The organism is Bradyrhizobium sp., from assembly GCF_036735945.1.
In the GTDB taxonomy this organism is placed as follows: Bacteria; Pseudomonadota; Alphaproteobacteria; order Rhizobiales; family Xanthobacteraceae; genus Bradyrhizobium.
The window spans coordinates 65584-78683 of record NZ_DAINNI010000008.1 but is presented as its reverse complement, the minus strand read 5'-3'; the positions used below and the strand labels follow the sequence as shown (position 1 = coordinate 78683).

The 13100-nt window shown below is 62.8% G+C and carries 16 protein-coding genes; 6 read left to right on the top strand and 10 right to left on the bottom strand.

What is annotated here, in order from left to right:
* Nucleotides 1-30: 30 nt before the first annotated feature.
* Nucleotides 31-891, bottom strand: coding sequence for a universal stress protein (locus V7E26_RS04890; RefSeq protein ID WP_324414053.1), 861 nt, complete (start codon nucleotides 889-891; stop codon nucleotides 31-33).
* A gap of 443 nt (nucleotides 892-1334) precedes the next feature.
* Here V7E26_RS04890 and V7E26_RS04885 point away from each other — a divergent pair, with 443 nt between their 5' ends.
* Nucleotides 1335-1601: a hypothetical protein gene (locus V7E26_RS04885; protein WP_324414051.1), complete on the top strand. Its 267-nt coding sequence runs from the start codon at nucleotides 1335-1337 to the stop codon at nucleotides 1599-1601.
* A gap of 42 nt (nucleotides 1602-1643) precedes the next feature.
* On the opposite strand, the gene V7E26_RS04880 is transcribed toward V7E26_RS04885, so the two are convergent.
* From V7E26_RS04880 to V7E26_RS04870, 3 genes are all read right to left on the bottom strand, one after another.
* Complete coding sequence (locus V7E26_RS04880) at nucleotides 1644-2426, bottom strand: peptidoglycan recognition protein family protein (protein ID WP_324414050.1); 783 nt, start codon at nucleotides 2424-2426, stop codon at nucleotides 1644-1646.
* A gap of 78 nt (nucleotides 2427-2504) precedes the next feature.
* Nucleotides 2505-2723 carry a hypothetical protein gene (locus V7E26_RS04875; RefSeq protein WP_324414048.1) on the bottom strand — a complete coding sequence of 73 codons (219 nt, stop codon included), beginning with the start codon at nucleotides 2721-2723 and terminating at the stop codon, nucleotides 2505-2507.
* A 140-nt stretch (nucleotides 2724-2863) separates the two neighbouring features.
* The gene (locus tag V7E26_RS04870) at nucleotides 2864-3670 is read right to left on the bottom strand and encodes an NAD-dependent protein deacetylase (protein WP_324414046.1); all 807 of its coding nucleotides are present in this window, start codon (nucleotides 3668-3670) and stop codon (nucleotides 2864-2866) included.
* A 381-nt stretch (nucleotides 3671-4051) separates the two neighbouring features.
* Between V7E26_RS04870 and V7E26_RS04865 the strand changes: the two genes are divergently transcribed.
* Nucleotides 4052-4687 (top strand): hypothetical protein, encoded by a 636-nt coding sequence (locus tag V7E26_RS04865; RefSeq protein WP_324414044.1) that lies wholly within the window; start codon nucleotides 4052-4054, stop codon nucleotides 4685-4687.
* Nucleotides 4688-4724: 37 nt separating this feature from the next.
* On the opposite strand, the gene V7E26_RS04860 is transcribed toward V7E26_RS04865, so the two are convergent.
* Together V7E26_RS04860 and V7E26_RS04855 are read right to left on the bottom strand one after the other, a co-directional pair.
* The gene (locus tag V7E26_RS04860; protein ID WP_324414042.1) at nucleotides 4725-5531 is read right to left on the bottom strand and encodes an enoyl-CoA hydratase/isomerase family protein; all 807 of its coding nucleotides are present in this window, start codon (nucleotides 5529-5531) and stop codon (nucleotides 4725-4727) included.
* Nucleotides 5532-5603: 72 nt separating this feature from the next.
* Entirely contained in the window at nucleotides 5604-6365 is a 762-nt protein-coding gene (locus V7E26_RS04855; RefSeq protein ID WP_324414040.1) for a hypothetical protein, read from the bottom strand.
* 62 nt (nucleotides 6366-6427) lie between these two features.
* Here V7E26_RS04855 and nthA point away from each other — a divergent pair, with 62 nt between their 5' ends.
* The 3 genes from nthA to V7E26_RS04840 are packed head-to-tail and all read left to right on the top strand — an operon-like array spanning nucleotide 6428 to nucleotide 8102.
* Entirely contained in the window at nucleotides 6428-7066 is a 639-nt protein-coding gene (nthA, locus tag V7E26_RS04850) for a nitrile hydratase subunit alpha (RefSeq protein ID WP_324414037.1), read from the top strand.
* A complete protein-coding gene (gene nthB / locus V7E26_RS04845) occupies nucleotides 7063-7722 on the top strand; it encodes a nitrile hydratase subunit beta (RefSeq protein WP_324414035.1) in 660 nt (219 codons plus the stop codon). Before nthA ends, nthB begins: the two co-directional genes overlap by 4 nt.
* The gene (locus V7E26_RS04840; RefSeq protein WP_324414034.1) at nucleotides 7722-8102 is read left to right on the top strand and encodes a nitrile hydratase accessory protein; all 381 of its coding nucleotides are present in this window, start codon (nucleotides 7722-7724) and stop codon (nucleotides 8100-8102) included. The genes nthB and V7E26_RS04840 overlap by 1 nt, the downstream gene beginning before the upstream one ends.
* Here the strand turns inward: V7E26_RS04840 and queC are convergent.
* Nucleotides 8099-8812, bottom strand: coding sequence for a 7-cyano-7-deazaguanine synthase QueC (gene queC, locus V7E26_RS04835; protein ID WP_324414032.1), 714 nt, complete (start codon nucleotides 8810-8812; stop codon nucleotides 8099-8101). The two genes, V7E26_RS04840 and queC, sit on opposite strands and share 4 nt — an antisense overlap.
* Before the next feature lie 132 nt (nucleotides 8813-8944).
* Between queC and mazG the strand changes: the two genes are divergently transcribed.
* Complete coding sequence (gene mazG / locus V7E26_RS04830; RefSeq protein WP_324414030.1) at nucleotides 8945-9763, top strand: nucleoside triphosphate pyrophosphohydrolase; 819 nt, start codon at nucleotides 8945-8947, stop codon at nucleotides 9761-9763.
* Nucleotides 9764-9772: 9 nt separating this feature from the next.
* Here the strand turns inward: mazG and hflX are convergent, their stop codons facing one another.
* The 3 genes from hflX to ntrX all read right to left on the bottom strand — a co-directional run bounded on the left by hflX (nucleotide 9773) and on the right by ntrX (nucleotide 13083).
* Complete coding sequence (gene hflX, locus V7E26_RS04825) at nucleotides 9773-11149, bottom strand: GTPase HflX (protein WP_324414028.1); 1377 nt, start codon at nucleotides 11147-11149, stop codon at nucleotides 9773-9775.
* 11 nt (nucleotides 11150-11160) lie between these two features.
* Entirely contained in the window at nucleotides 11161-11409 is a 249-nt protein-coding gene (gene hfq / locus V7E26_RS04820) for an RNA chaperone Hfq (protein ID WP_006020546.1), read from the bottom strand.
* A gap of 303 nt (nucleotides 11410-11712) precedes the next feature.
* A complete protein-coding gene (gene ntrX, locus V7E26_RS04815) occupies nucleotides 11713-13083 on the bottom strand; it encodes a nitrogen assimilation response regulator NtrX (protein ID WP_324414026.1) in 1371 nt (456 codons plus the stop codon).
* Nucleotides 13084-13100: the final 17 nt, after the last annotated feature.

Sequence of the window (13100 nt, the reverse complement as noted above, 5' to 3'; positions counted from 1 at the left end):
GCATGTCTTGCTCAGCGCCCGACGGCGACACTATTGCCGCCTGGCAGGTGGCACAGCCAGAATGTCCACGTTCAACGAACGCAGAACCGCTTCGGTGACGCTTCCGAGCAGCACCTTCAGCAATCCAGACCGGCCATGCGTTCCAATAACCAGCAGATCAGGCCGCATTCTATCGACTCCCTCCGAGATGACGTCGAAAGCATCTCCTTCCTCAACGTGCAGAGATGCTCCAAGCCCACCAAGATCGCTCTCGAGCAAGAACGCTGTCAGGTCCTCGATCACCTCTTGACGTTCACTCGAAACGTACGCGTCAATATCGGCTTGATCGAGACCCGCCATCGACATCTTTCCCTTTCCCACCGGCAGGAATGCGTGAAGGATCTCCAGGCGGACTCCGTCGATAAGTCTCGCGGTTCGGGCAGCCCTGATCGCGTTCGCCGACGCGTCCGACAAGTCGACAGGAGTCAGTACGACCTCGTAAGGTGCGTTCACTTCGTTGTTTACCATGAGCACCGGATGATGTCCGGTGCGGATCACGCGCTCAATTGTCGTGCCGACGAGAATATCGCGCAGCAACTGCTTGCGGTGTGCACCCATCACGATGAGATCGGCCGTTTGCGCCGCGGCTGTCCGCACGATGGCGTCGAAGGGGTCACCCTTCACGACCATCGGGTGGCATCGCACGTCGCGCAATTCCGATACTGCGCTGATCAGTTCCGCAAGCATGCGCTCGCTCTCCCGCACCTCCATCTCGACGAGACGTTGCGGTTGATCATCATCGACAACATGGATGATTGCGAGTTCCGCGGCCTCGGCTCGAGCCAACAGCCCGGCTCGACGCAACGCCCGCTGGGATCGCGTGGAAAAGTCCGTTGCTGCCAGGATCTGCATTCGATCGCTCCTAACGAAGATTGCCGGGGTCCATCCATCAAGAGACCCGGCCCGCCACGTTGCTAACTCCCTCCCCTATCAGTTGGTCCGTCCCACTCCAGAAACCACCCTTTGACGGGACGACAGGACGCGACGCGTTGTCGCTAAGCCTTCTTTGCATTGGCGGCAGAATTTCGACGCGCCGCTCGACACGCGCCATTGCATGAGAAGTCGGCTTCGACAAATCCGCGGGAAATTGCTCTCCGGCCGGAGAGAGAGATATCCATGACTTATCCAACAGGAAAAATACACTCACGCGCCAATTAATTTCGTTTGCATGCTGCATCCCGGGGTGAGAAAATGTTCTGCGAAAGGCCTTGTTGAGCGATCGCTTCACTGTGCAACGGACGCTTTCCCTGATGGTTCAACTCGTCCGTCGGGGCCTAACGCAAGAGGCGCAACCCATGCGAAGCCTTAGCTTTGGCCAGATCGCTCTTCTCGTAGCGCTGACCGTCTTGCTCCTGCTCACTGGCTTCTGGGCCATGTCGGTATGGAACTCCACTAGCGACGTCGTGATGGATAAGCACGGCTGGATCGCTCTTGGTCTCGGAACTTTCTTTTCGCTTCTCATCGGGTGCGGGCTGATGGCCTTGATGTTCTTCAGCAGCCGCAGCGGTCACGATGACGCAGCCGATCCGTTCCGGAAAGAGCGGGAGCCGCCCGTCGAGTAAGCTCTTGCTGATCAATGACCGCCCTTACCACCTCGACCAAATCTACGCGGCGATGGTGGCCCATGTGCGAGGGCCAACGATGCCATCCGGAACCAGTTTATGCTTGCGCTGAAATCGCCTGACCGCGGCCTCGGTAGCAGCATCGAAAGTCCCATTCATCGGCACATCGACCTTTGCTTGGACGGCCTCAACTGGTTTGCCGGTATCGCCGCGTCTCAAGGTGGGACGATTTTCCGAGTCCGTTGCGGGAACAATCGAAGGAGCCGGAGCTACGCCGGCCATGATCGCGGCGACCTGCGATCGAAAGTCATTCATGTCGAAGTCCGGGTCCGGTTTGCGGCCCATTGGCAGAGCATATTCCTTGTGGCCACAGCACATGATGGCGTTAGCCCTGATCTTCTTCAGGATCGCCGCAACGCCCCGGCGATAGGCATCCATTTGCACGGCCGGCCAGGGATCAGCCTTGGGCCCGGTAAGGAAACCCGTATTCTCGGCTTCGATGCCGATAAAATTCGTATTGCCTGCTGTGAAACCCTGCCAGTTGCCGCCTCCGGCGTGGTTGCAGCGGCCGGCCGCAACGACAAAATATGTGCCGTCGCGTCCAAGGCAGAGTTGCGCAAGCGGGCCTGGTAGATCCGACCTTCCATTGGTCACAATCCCCAGGCTGGGCATATTTCCCGTTTTCGCGCCAGCAGTGTGATGGCACATGACGCCCTTGGTCGGGCCGACATCGCCGCGGCCGCGATCGCGCCATCCCGGCTGCTCCGCTACTTTGAGGCCGGCGTCTAACAGGACTTTGGGTAGCCAGGTCAATGAAAATGCCATCACCTACTCCTCAATAAGGGACGCATCGCAATGGAAGCACGCAAGATCGTGCCCCACCCTGCATGCCGATGCTTGTGGCTATGGTCGCCCTTCTACGCCGCCTCGGGCCGCCGGCAGGGCCTCGTCGGGCGTGGCCTCGCGCTCGCTGAATTCGATGTCGCAACCGCAACTGTCGATGTGGTCTTCTTCGTGGACCGGCGACGCTTTGGCCTTGGCTGATGCCCTTCTGGCCGGCTTCTTGCGCTTCGCTTTGCTGATCCCTTTGCGGGCTTTCGACTTGCTTGCACTTTTCGCCAATTTTCCCTCCCCGACATCAAGGAAGAACACATCGATAAAAAATGAAGAGCGCGAATATGGAATCGATGATAGTTGCGCCTGCGACGCGGGTCAATGCAAGGTTGATCCGGGATGAGATTCCGAGATTGCGCCAGTTCGCCTCAGAGCAAGAATGAAAGCGCCGTCTCGCAGCGCTCTTCTGCCTTGAGCGCCAACAGATCGTCTGCACGGGTCCGGCCGAGGTTGACCGCTGCGATGGGGATACCGCGGCGCGCCGCTGCCAAGGCAAAACGATAGCCGGAATAGACCATCAACGACGAGCCGACGATCAGCATCGCGTCCGCGGCTTCCATGTGCTTCTCAGCCTCGGCGACCTGATCGCGAGGAACGTTCTCCCCATAGAACACGACGTCGGGTTTGAGGACACCGCCACAGCTTTTGCAAGCCGGTACGACAAACGCCGAGAAATCCAAACGTTCGAGGTCGGCGTCGCCGTCCGGCAGCATTTCGGCGTCGAGCTGAGCCCAGGCAGCGTTGGCGTGGACCAGTTCGTCCTGGAAGTGGGCACGTCGGATCGTCGCCGCGCAGGCCATACAGCGGACGAGGTCGAGGCGTCCATGGAGGTCGATGACCTCCCTGCTCCCGGCGGCCTGATGCAGGCGATCTACGTTCTGAGTGAGGAGCAGCCGGCATTGCCCTCTGGCTTCCAGCCGGGCCAGCGCGTGATGCGCATCGTTGGGCTGAGCCTGTCCGAACCGTCGCCAGCCGATCATGCTTCGCGCCCAATAGCGTTGGCGCGTCTCTTCCTCGGCAACGAAAGCCTGGAAGCGAACGGGCTGCGTTCGTTTCCAGTCGCCATTGCCGTCGCGATAGTCGGGAATGCCAGAGTTCGTACTGCAGCCGGCGCCGGTCAGGACGAATAGCCGTCGATGCTGTTGGATAAAGGTTGTGAGTGCAGAATTTCGCATGCGAAAGGCATCTAATCGGCCCGTGCCCGCGATGCTAGTCGCACGGGATATCCCTGGGGCGCTTGATCGTGCCCTCCCCTACGGCTCATCGCGCCGCCGGAGAGCTGCGATTACCGCACTACCTTTCAAATCGCAGCGGCACCGATGCCGGACGGTCATTACACGACTTCCGGCGCGCTCGGGCCTGGTTCCACGGAACATTCGGGGCCCGGCGGGCTGTAAAACCGGCGCTTTCGGCCGGGATTCTCAAGAAAAGTCCGGTCGATTTGAAGAATAGCCCTGTGCATAAACCTGTGGACAATTGCCCCAATTAAGACCCAATTGGCGGCGCAAGCTTCTGATATTGCGGGTCTTTTGTTCCATCAGTTGCGTAGGTATTCGATGAACAAATTTCGGTTGATTGTTCTCGGCGCCGAGATCGTTGGCGCTCTAACCTTTACATTCCTCGGTTCGGCGAAGCCTGCGCTGGCGAAAGAGTGCAGCTCAGACCGGCCTTCAAATGCGCGGTCGTATTGGTCCTATCGTCTGATCGACGGCCGCAAGTGCTGGTACGAAGGCAAGCCGATGCTTTCAAAATCATTGTTGCACTGGCCGAAGTTGCGAAGCGCACGCGCCGCCCCCGCCCAGGAGCCGAACGTTACTCCGGCGAACCGTTACAATCTGCTGGATGCACAGGCGTCGATTTCCAGCGATGCCGCCGCCCAACCTGCGTCAGAAGCAAGGCCGGAAACGGTTGATGCCGGCCCGGTGTCAATGCCGGAGCGAACTCTGACGCGAGATCATTTGCGCGTGTGGGCAAACAGCATGGCGGCGATGCCGGCAGAGCCCGTCGTGACAATTCTGGATCGCTGGCCCGACAAGGAATTGCGGCAGCATCGAACCAAGCCGGCGCCGAGTGAAGAACCGTCACTGATAAGCACCCGAACGATCCTGATGGTCGGCGTCATGTTCATGGCGCTGGTGGCGCTGCTGTTTCACCTAACGAACCTGCACCGTAGAACTCTCTTGGAGGCCTAGGCGCACGGGCAGCGCAGGGATAGCGGCTTGTCGCCCGCTACCTTCCCCTGAACCGCGGCTTCCGGCGCTCCAGGAACGCCGCCACGCCTTCCCTGTGGTCCTCGCTCATGCTCGCCAGCGCGAACTGGTCGAGGTCCATGTGACTGGCGAGATCGTCGAGTGCGTGGGCCAGTCGGTTGACCGTCAGTTTGGTCATGGCGACCGACAGCGGCGGCTGGGCGGCAACTTTCGCAGCCAGCGCCATGGCAGCATCGAAGGCCTTGCCGGGATCGGCGACCTCCTCGACCAGCCGCCATTCGTAGGCCTCGGCGGCCGAGATGCGCTGGTCGGCCAGGATCACGGCCTGCTTGGTGCGGGCCGGTCCCATCAGGTGCAGCATGCGCGGCACGCTTTGCCAGCTCATGTTCATGCCGAGCCCGATCTCGGGCACGCGCATATGGCCGTCGCGGGCCATCACGCGGAAATCCAGCGCCACCGCCAAAGCCACGCCGCCACCGACGCAGAAGCCCTCGATGGCGCCGATGGTGATCTGCTCCATCTCCTGCCAGGCCCGCGTCAGCCGCGGTCCAAGCTTCAGGTGTCGGCGCAGGGTGCCGAGATCCATGGCTTGTCGAGACCGCCCTTCCGGATCCTTCAGGTCGAAGCCCGCGCTGAATGATTTGGATCCGCCCGTGAGCACGACGACCGAGGTCTCGGCGTCATCCTCAAAGCTGCGCGCGGCGTCCGTAAGCTGGCGCATCGCGTCAGGCGATAGCGCATTGATGCCGTCGCCGCGGTCGAAACGTACGACGGCGATACGTCCATCCGGCCCCAGGCCTTTTTCGATATTCACCAATTCAGCCAAAGCCCTGCCCTCCCTGCCCGTTACTTTCGGAAATGTTAGCGTACAATGGACCGTTTGGGGGCGGCGCCGCCGCTACAGATGGCCGGTGCGATGATAGTCCGGCTTGCCGCCGGGTACCGGGAAGCGAATGGTCGTGCCAAGCGTGATCCAGTTGGCGTTCTCGCCGGTGATGTTGCGGCCATAGATCAGGTCGACCGAGAAAATCTCGTTGGGCCGGTAGCGCATGCCGGTCTGGAACCGCGGCTGCACGACAGCGGGCGTGTCCGATCGCCCCGCCTGCCCGAACGCTTCGATCGTCCACTGCAGCGTTTCCGTGAACTTCCAGTCGAAGCCGATCCCGTAAGTGAGGTAATGACGATCGACGCTGCGATCCCATAGCCAGCCGCCGTTGAGATTGATGCGCGTGTTTTCGCTGAGCCGGAACGTCGCCGGCACCACGGCAAAGGCCGTGAGGTTGTCGCCGGTCAGGGCGTCGAAGGACCCGCCGGCATAGATGGAATAACCCAGCCTCCCGACTCCCGTGGGAGCGATGTTCATCTTGGCCTTCGGCTGCAGCGTCATGCTCCACTCGCCCTCGCTGCGCGCGCGGTCGGTGAGCATGCTGAGCTCAACCGGCTTGAAGGGGTTGACGACGCAGGACGGGTTGACCACTGCGGTAAAATCCGTGTTTGACGCCGCCGACAGCCAGCTCTCGATCTTGCACGAACCGGGGTCGCCGATATCGGCCGCATCGACGGCGTAGGCGCCGTTCGCGGCCCGCGCCGCCCCCGGCGGAAGCAAGGCCAAAATGCCCGCCGCGACGGCCGCTCCGATCTGCCCTGCCCGGATACCCATCGCCAAATGCTAGCCGAGTCCCCGCCTCGACATAGCCCGGATTTTGCGACTATCCTCACCCCATGAGCGACCATGATCACGACCACCATCATCACCACGATCACGACCATTCGGAGCTGTCGGAGACCGAACTGCGCGTGCGCGCGCTGGAGACGATCCTGACCGAGAAGGGTTATGTCGATCCGGCCGCGCTGGATGCCATCATCCAGGCTTATGAGACCAGGATCGGCCCGCATAACGGCGCACAGGTGGTCGCCAAGGCCTGGACCGATCCCGCTTTCAAACAGGCGTTGCTGGACGACGCCTCCGCGGCCGTGAGTACGCTCGGCCATGTCAGCCGGGTTGGAGACCACCTCGTCGCCGTAGAGAACACGCCGCAGCGCCATAACATGGTCGTCTGCACGCTGTGCTCCTGTTATCCCTGGGAAATGCTGGGGCTGCCGCCGGTCTGGTACAAGGCTGCGCCCTATCGGTCCCGCGCCGTCAAGGATCCGCGCGGCGTGCTCGCCGACTTCGGCGTCAGCCTTCCGAAGGAAACCGAGATCAGGGTGTGGGATTCGACCGCCGAGACGCGTTTCCTGGTGCTGCCGATGCGTCCCGAAGGTACCGAGGGATGGAGCGAGCAGCAGCTCGCCGAACTCGTGACGCGCGATTCCATGATCGGCACCGGATTTGCGAAAGCGCCGGGAGCGCCATCGTGAACGGCGTGCACGACATGGGCGGCATGGACGGCTTTGGCAAGGTCGAGCCCGAGCCGAACGAGCCGATGTTCCACACCGAATGGGAAGCGCGCGTGCTGGCGATGGTCCGGGCGATGGGCGCCGCCGGCGCATTCAACATCGATACGTCGCGCTTCTATCGGGAGATGCTGCCGCCGCACGTCTATCTCGCGAGTTCGTACTACAAGAAATGGTTTCTCGGCCTCGAAGATCTCCTGGTCGACAAGGGTTTCATCGCCGCCGAGGAAGTTGCCGCCGGACACGCGGTGCAGCCGCCGAAGCCGCTCAAGCGCGGTAAGTTCGCACTTGCAGACGTCGAACGCGTGATGGTGCGCGGCAAGTTCGGCCGCGCCGCACCGGCAGGTGCGAAGTTCAAGCCGGGCGATCGCGTCCGTGCCAAGAACATTCACCCGGCGACGCACACGAGGCTCCCGCGCTATGTTCGTGGCCATGTCGGCGTGATCGAGCGCGATCACGGCTGCCACGTCTATCCAGACACCGCCGCGATGGAGGCCGGCGAGAACCCGCAGTGGCTGTACACCGTCGTGTTCGACGGAGCCGAACTGTGGGGGCCGGACGCCGATCCGACCGTCAAGGTATCCATCGATGCGTTTGAACCCTATCTGGAGGCGGCCTGATGGACTCCGCTGCCGCCGCACGCGCCGCCGCCGCTGTACCCGGCGTTCCGCGCGACGATTCCGGCCCGGTGTTTCGCGAGCCCTGGGAGGCGCAGGCCTTCGCGATGGCGCTGGCCCTGCACGAGCGCGGACTGTTTAGCTGGACCGAATGGGCCGCATCCCTCGCCGATCAGATCAAGCGCGCGCAGGCCGCGGGCGATCCGGATACGGGCGAGACATATTACCGGCACTGGCTGGCGACGCTGGAGCATCTGGTTGCCGCCAAGGGCGTCGCCACGACCGAAACCCTGCATCGCTACCGCGACGCCTGGGACCACGCCGCCGACCGCACGCCGCACGGCATGCCGATCGAACTGACCCCCGCGGATTTCGGCCGCTAGGCCTGCGCTGCGTATTCCCGCCAGCCCTTGGCCCGCAACGCGCAGGCCGGGCATTCGCCGCAGCCATGCCCCCATTCGTGCTGCGCACCGCGCTCGCCGAGGTAACAGGTATGGGAGTGCTCGCGGATCAGGTCGACCAGCCCTGCCCCGCCGAGTTCATGTGCAAGCTTCCAGGTGGATGCCTTGTCCAGCCACATCAGCGGCGTATGCAACTCGAAATTCTTCGCCATGCCGAGATTGAGCGCGGACTGCAGCGCCTTGATCGTCTCGTCGCGGCAATCCGGATAGCCGGAGTAATCCGTCTCGCACATGCCGCCGACGATGTGGCGGATGCCGCGCCGATACGCCAGCGCGGCCGCGAAGGTGAGGAATACCAGGTTGCGGCCGGGGACGAAGGTATTGGGCAGGCCGTCCTCGCCCATCCTGATCTCGACGTCGCGCGTCAGCGCCGTATCGGATATTTCTGCCAGCGTCGGAATTTCCAGCGTATGGCTGTCGCCGAGCCTTGCCGTCCACTCCGGCCGCAGCGATCTGATGCCGGTCAGCAGGCGATCGCGGCATTCAAGCTCGATCGCGTGGCGCTGGCCGTAGGCGAAGCCGAGCATCTCGACGCGGGCAAAACGCTGCAAGGCCCAGGCCAGGCAGGTGGCGGAATCCTGCCCGCCGGAAAACAGCACCAGCGCGGTCTCGGTTGATGATGGGTCGCTCATGGGAGGCCAATAGCATTCCCGGCAGCGAAGGCCAATCGGTGGAAATGGCATTGATCTCTGCCGGTTCTGCTGGGATCGGCGGCCCGCCTACGGCATAAAGCCGTCAGCCTTGGTTCGATAATGGAAATACCCATGACCCCTTCCCGCGATATTTCACGGCTGATCGAAATCATGGCGGCGCTGCGTACGCCGGTCACGGGCTGCCCATGGGACCTCGAGCAGGATTTCGCGACGATCGTGCCCTACACCATCGAGGAAGCCTATGAGGTAGCGGATGCGATCACGCGCGGCGATCTCGATGATCTTCGCGAGGAGTTGGGCGATCTCCTGCTGCAGGTGGTCTATCACGCCCGCATGGCGGAAGAACAACACGCATTTTCCTTCGGCGACGTGGTCGAGGCGATCACCAGAAAGCTGATCCGCCGCCATCCGCACGTGTTCGCGGACAAGGACGGCAACATCGCGCCCGCCGGCGTCAAGAGCGCCTGGGAGCGCATCAAGGCCGAGGAAAAGGCCGAGCGCGCCGCGCGGCGGCCGCCGGAGCAGGCCATGCACCAATCGCTGCTGTCCGGTGTCAAGGCCGGGCAGCCGGCGCTGACGCGCGCGATGGAATTGCAGCGCAAGGCGTCGACCGTCGGCTTCGACTGGAACGATCCGCGTGCGGTGCTCAGCAAGATCCGCGAGGAAGCCGACGAGATCGAGGCCGCGCTCGATCGCAACGACAAGCAGGAACTGGCCGAGGAAACCGGCGACCTGCTGTTCGCCCTCGTCAATCTGGCGCGCCACGTCGACGCCGACCCCGAAACCGTCTTGCGCGGCACCAACGCGAAGTTCGAACGGCGGTTTGCCTATATCGAGCGTGCGCTGGCCGCGAAGGGCCGCTCGCTCGATGATGCCACGCTGCAGGAGATGGATGCGCTGTGGAACGAGGCGAAAGGCGCACCGCGCTAAATTACGAGTTCACGCCACGTGCGGCACGGCGTCGAACCGCGACACTACGATATTGCGCTTGGTCTCGTCGACGCGCACCGTCATGTCGAAGCGGCCGTCGTGGAGCTCCTTGTTGAGCACTTCGGCATTGCGGTGCAGCCAGCTGATGCCGGCGCCGTCGGCGGCATCGATCGACAGATCCAGCGTCGTGCGGGTGGCTGCCAGCCGGTCCTCGATCGCCGTCGACAGTTCGTCGATCCCCTCGCCTGACACGGCGGAGACCAGGAAGCATGGCCGCTCCGGCGGCCGGCGGGCCGCGATGTTGCGCAGGTTCTCGCGCTCCTCGGGATCGAATCGGTCGATCTTGTTCCAGACCTCGAGAATGCGCCCGCCCGAGTCCGGATCGATCCCGAGCTGGCGCAGCACGGCGTCGACATCGCGCTCCTGCGCCTCGGCATCTTCATGCGAGATGTCGCGGACGTGCAGGATGATGTCGGCTTCCAGTACCTCTTCCAGCGTGGCGCGAAAGGCGGCGACGAGTTGCGTCGGCAAGTTCGAGATGAATCCGACGGTATCGGACAGCATCGCCTTGCCGCCATGCGGCAGGCTCAGCGCGCGCAAGGTCGGATCGAGCGTCGCAAACAGCATGTCGGCGGCCTGCACCTCCGCGCGCGTGAGGCGGTTGAACAGCGTCGACTTGCCGGCATTGGTGTAGCCGACCAGCGCCACCACGCGGTACGGCACGCGCTGCCGGCCGGCGCGATGCAGCCGCCGCGTCGCCTGCACCTTTTTCAGTTCGTTCTCGAGCCGCGTGATCCGGTCGCCGATCAGCCGGCGGTCGGCCTCGATCTGGGTCTCGCCGGGGCCGCCCATGAAGCCGAAGCCGCCGCGCTGCCGCTCCAGATGGGTCCAGGACCGCACCAGGCGGCTGCGCTGATAGTTCAGATGGGCAAGCTCGACCTGCAGCGCGCCTTCCTTGGTCTTGGCGCGGCGGCCGAAGATTTCCAGGATCAGCCCGGTGCGGTCGAGCACCTTGGTGCTCCAGGCCTTCTCGAGATTGCGTTGCTGGATCGGCGACAGCGCGCAATCCATCACCACCAGTTCGATGTCATGGCCCGCGATCAGGCCGGATATTTCCTCGACCTTACCCTTGCCGAGATAAGTTGCCGGCCGTATCTGTGCGACCGGTGCGATCACGGCGTCGGCGATCACAAGATCGATCGCCCGCCCCAGGCCGGCGGCTTCATCGAGCTTGGCTTCAAAATCACGCACAAAGTCATTCGCCTGCGCGTCGGAATCGCCGCGGCGCATTCGCAAGTAAGGGCCGATGACGATCACCCGCCCGGTTTGCTTACCCTCCGCCGACCGCGTACGATCGGCGCTCCCTTTACGGTCGAGGGGTTCCAATCAGTTCACTCTCAAGCCGGAGCATCCTCGCCGCCTTCGAACAACTGGATCGGGGCCCCCGGCATGATGGTCGAGATCGCATGCTTGTAGACAAGCTGCGAATGACCGTCGCGCCGCAGCAGCAGGCAGAAATTGTCGAACCAGGTGACAATGCCTTGCAGCTTCACTCCGTTGACCAGAAAGATCGTCAGTGGCGTCTTGGTTTTGCGTACGTGATTGAGGAAGGTGTCTTGTAGGTTTTGTGCGCGGTCTGCCGCCATTGTTTTTGTCCCGCCGTCTCGTGCTTTTCTTGTTAAGCCGGTTGTTGCTCTCTGACGGAGCCTGCCCCGACTCGCCGGCTCCCCCTGAGATCCCCCTCTGGTCGGCTCGGCAGTTCGATTAGAAGGCACGCGACGTTTTTAGGCAAGCAAGTTCAGGCACCGCCTGCCCGGAACCCAGTGGCCATTCTCCCTAAGTGTACGGAAATAGATAAATATTCCAAAGCAAGTGCATGGATCGGTGCAATCAAGACAAACTGTGCCGCGCATTTCGGCGCGCGGCAAACAAGCGATTCACGCCAGTCCTCAGCCGACTCCAAGCGCCTTGAGCTTGCGATGGAGCGCCGAACGCTCCATGCCGACGAATTCGGCGGTGCGCGAAATATTACCGGAGAACCGGCTGATCTGCGCGATCAGGTAGTCGCGTTCGAACACTTCCCGGGCCTCGCGCAGCGGCAGCCCCATGATGTGCTCGCCATTGTTGCTGGTCGGCATTGCCGGCACCATCGAACCCACATCCTGAGGTAGCATGTCAGCGGTAATGATGGCTTCCGGACCGCCGCCGGCCAGGATCATGACGCGCTCGACATTGTTGCGGAGCTGGCGGACGTTGCCGGGCCAGACATGCGACTGCAGCACGGCCATCGCATCCTGTCCGATCTGCCGCTTCGGCAGGCCGGTCGCGATGGATATCTGGTCCATGAAATAGTCGATCAGTTCGGGAATGTCCTCCCGCCGCTCCGACAGCGGAGGCACGCGGATCGGCACGACAGACAGGCGGTGGTAGAGATCCTCCCGGAAGCGCCCTTCCGCGATTTCCTCCTCGAGATTGCGCGCCGTCGAGGAGATGATGCGGACATCGACGTGAATCTTGGCGGTGCCGCCCGAGCGCTGGAACGTCTGGTCGACCAGCACACGCAGGATCTTGTTCTGGGTCTCGCGCGGCATATCGGCGATTTCGTCGATGAACAGCGTGCCGCCATGGGCCTCTTCCAGCGCGCCCGGCTTGCGCGCCTGCTCGCCGTTGGACTGCTCGATGCCGAACAGTTCGACTTCCATCCGCTCCGGCGTGATCGCGGCGGCATTGATGACCACGAACGGCCCCTCTGCACGGCCCGATGCATTGTGCAGCGTGCGCGCGACCAGTTCCTTGCCGGCGCCGGACGGGCCGACGATCAGGATGCGGCTGTTGGCCTTCGCCGCCCGGTCGATGGTCTGCCGCAGCTGGTTCATGCAGGCGGAGCGCCCGGTAAGCGTGCTCGCGGTGGGCGCGAGCTGCTTGAGTTCCTTCACTTCGCGCTTGAGGCGCGAGTTCTCCAGCGCCCGCGTCGCGACCAGGATCAGCCGGTCTGCCTTGAACGGCTTTTCGATGAAGTCGTAGGCGCCACGCTTGATCGCAGCCACCGCGGTCTCGATGTTGCCGTGGCCGGAGATCATCACCACGGGGACGTCGGCGTGCTCCTTCTTGATCTGCTCGAGCAATTGCAGGCCGTCGAGCTTGGAACCCTGCAGCCAGATGTCGAGAAACACCAGATGCGGACGGCGTCCGGCGATCTCGGCCAGCGCCGAATCGCTGTCGCGCGCTGTGCGTGAGTTGAAGCCTTCGTCCTCCAGGATGCCCGCAACGAGGTCGCGAATATCGGCTTCGTCGTCGACAATCAGAATGTCACTGGCCATGGGTTACACCTGTCTTG

What these genes read in the sequence shown, in the direction of transcription:
- V7E26_RS04880 (WP_324414050.1), bottom strand. Translation starts at nt 2,426, where the DNA reads ATGGCATTTTCATTGACCTGGCTACCCAAAGTCCTGTTAGACGCCGGC.
- V7E26_RS04890 (WP_324414053.1), bottom strand. Translation starts at nt 891, where the DNA reads ATGCAGATCCTGGCAGCAACGGACTTTTCCACGCGATCCCAGCGGGCG.
- V7E26_RS04870 (WP_324414046.1), bottom strand. Translation starts at nt 3,670, where the DNA reads ATGCGAAATTCTGCACTCACAACCTTTATCCAACAGCATCGACGGCTA.
- V7E26_RS04855 (WP_324414040.1), bottom strand. Translation starts at nt 6,365, where the DNA reads ATGGGTATCCGGGCAGGGCAGATCGGAGCGGCCGTCGCGGCGGGCATT.
- V7E26_RS04885 (WP_324414051.1), top strand. Translation starts at nt 1,335, where the DNA reads ATGCGAAGCCTTAGCTTTGGCCAGATCGCTCTTCTCGTAGCGCTGACC.
- hfq (WP_006020546.1), bottom strand. Translation starts at nt 11,409, where the DNA reads ATGGCGGCAGACCGCGCACAAAACCTACAAGACACCTTCCTCAATCAC.
- ntrX (WP_324414026.1), bottom strand. Translation starts at nt 13,083, where the DNA reads ATGGCCAGTGACATTCTGATTGTCGACGACGAAGCCGATATTCGCGAC.
- V7E26_RS04840 (WP_324414034.1), top strand. Translation starts at nt 7,722, where the DNA reads ATGGACTCCGCTGCCGCCGCACGCGCCGCCGCCGCTGTACCCGGCGTT.
- V7E26_RS04865 (WP_324414044.1), top strand. Translation starts at nt 4,052, where the DNA reads ATGAACAAATTTCGGTTGATTGTTCTCGGCGCCGAGATCGTTGGCGCT.
- queC (WP_324414032.1), bottom strand. Translation starts at nt 8,812, where the DNA reads ATGAGCGACCCATCATCAACCGAGACCGCGCTGGTGCTGTTTTCCGGC.
- nthA (WP_324414037.1), top strand. Translation starts at nt 6,428, where the DNA reads ATGAGCGACCATGATCACGACCACCATCATCACCACGATCACGACCAT.
- mazG (WP_324414030.1), top strand. Translation starts at nt 8,945, where the DNA reads ATGACCCCTTCCCGCGATATTTCACGGCTGATCGAAATCATGGCGGCG.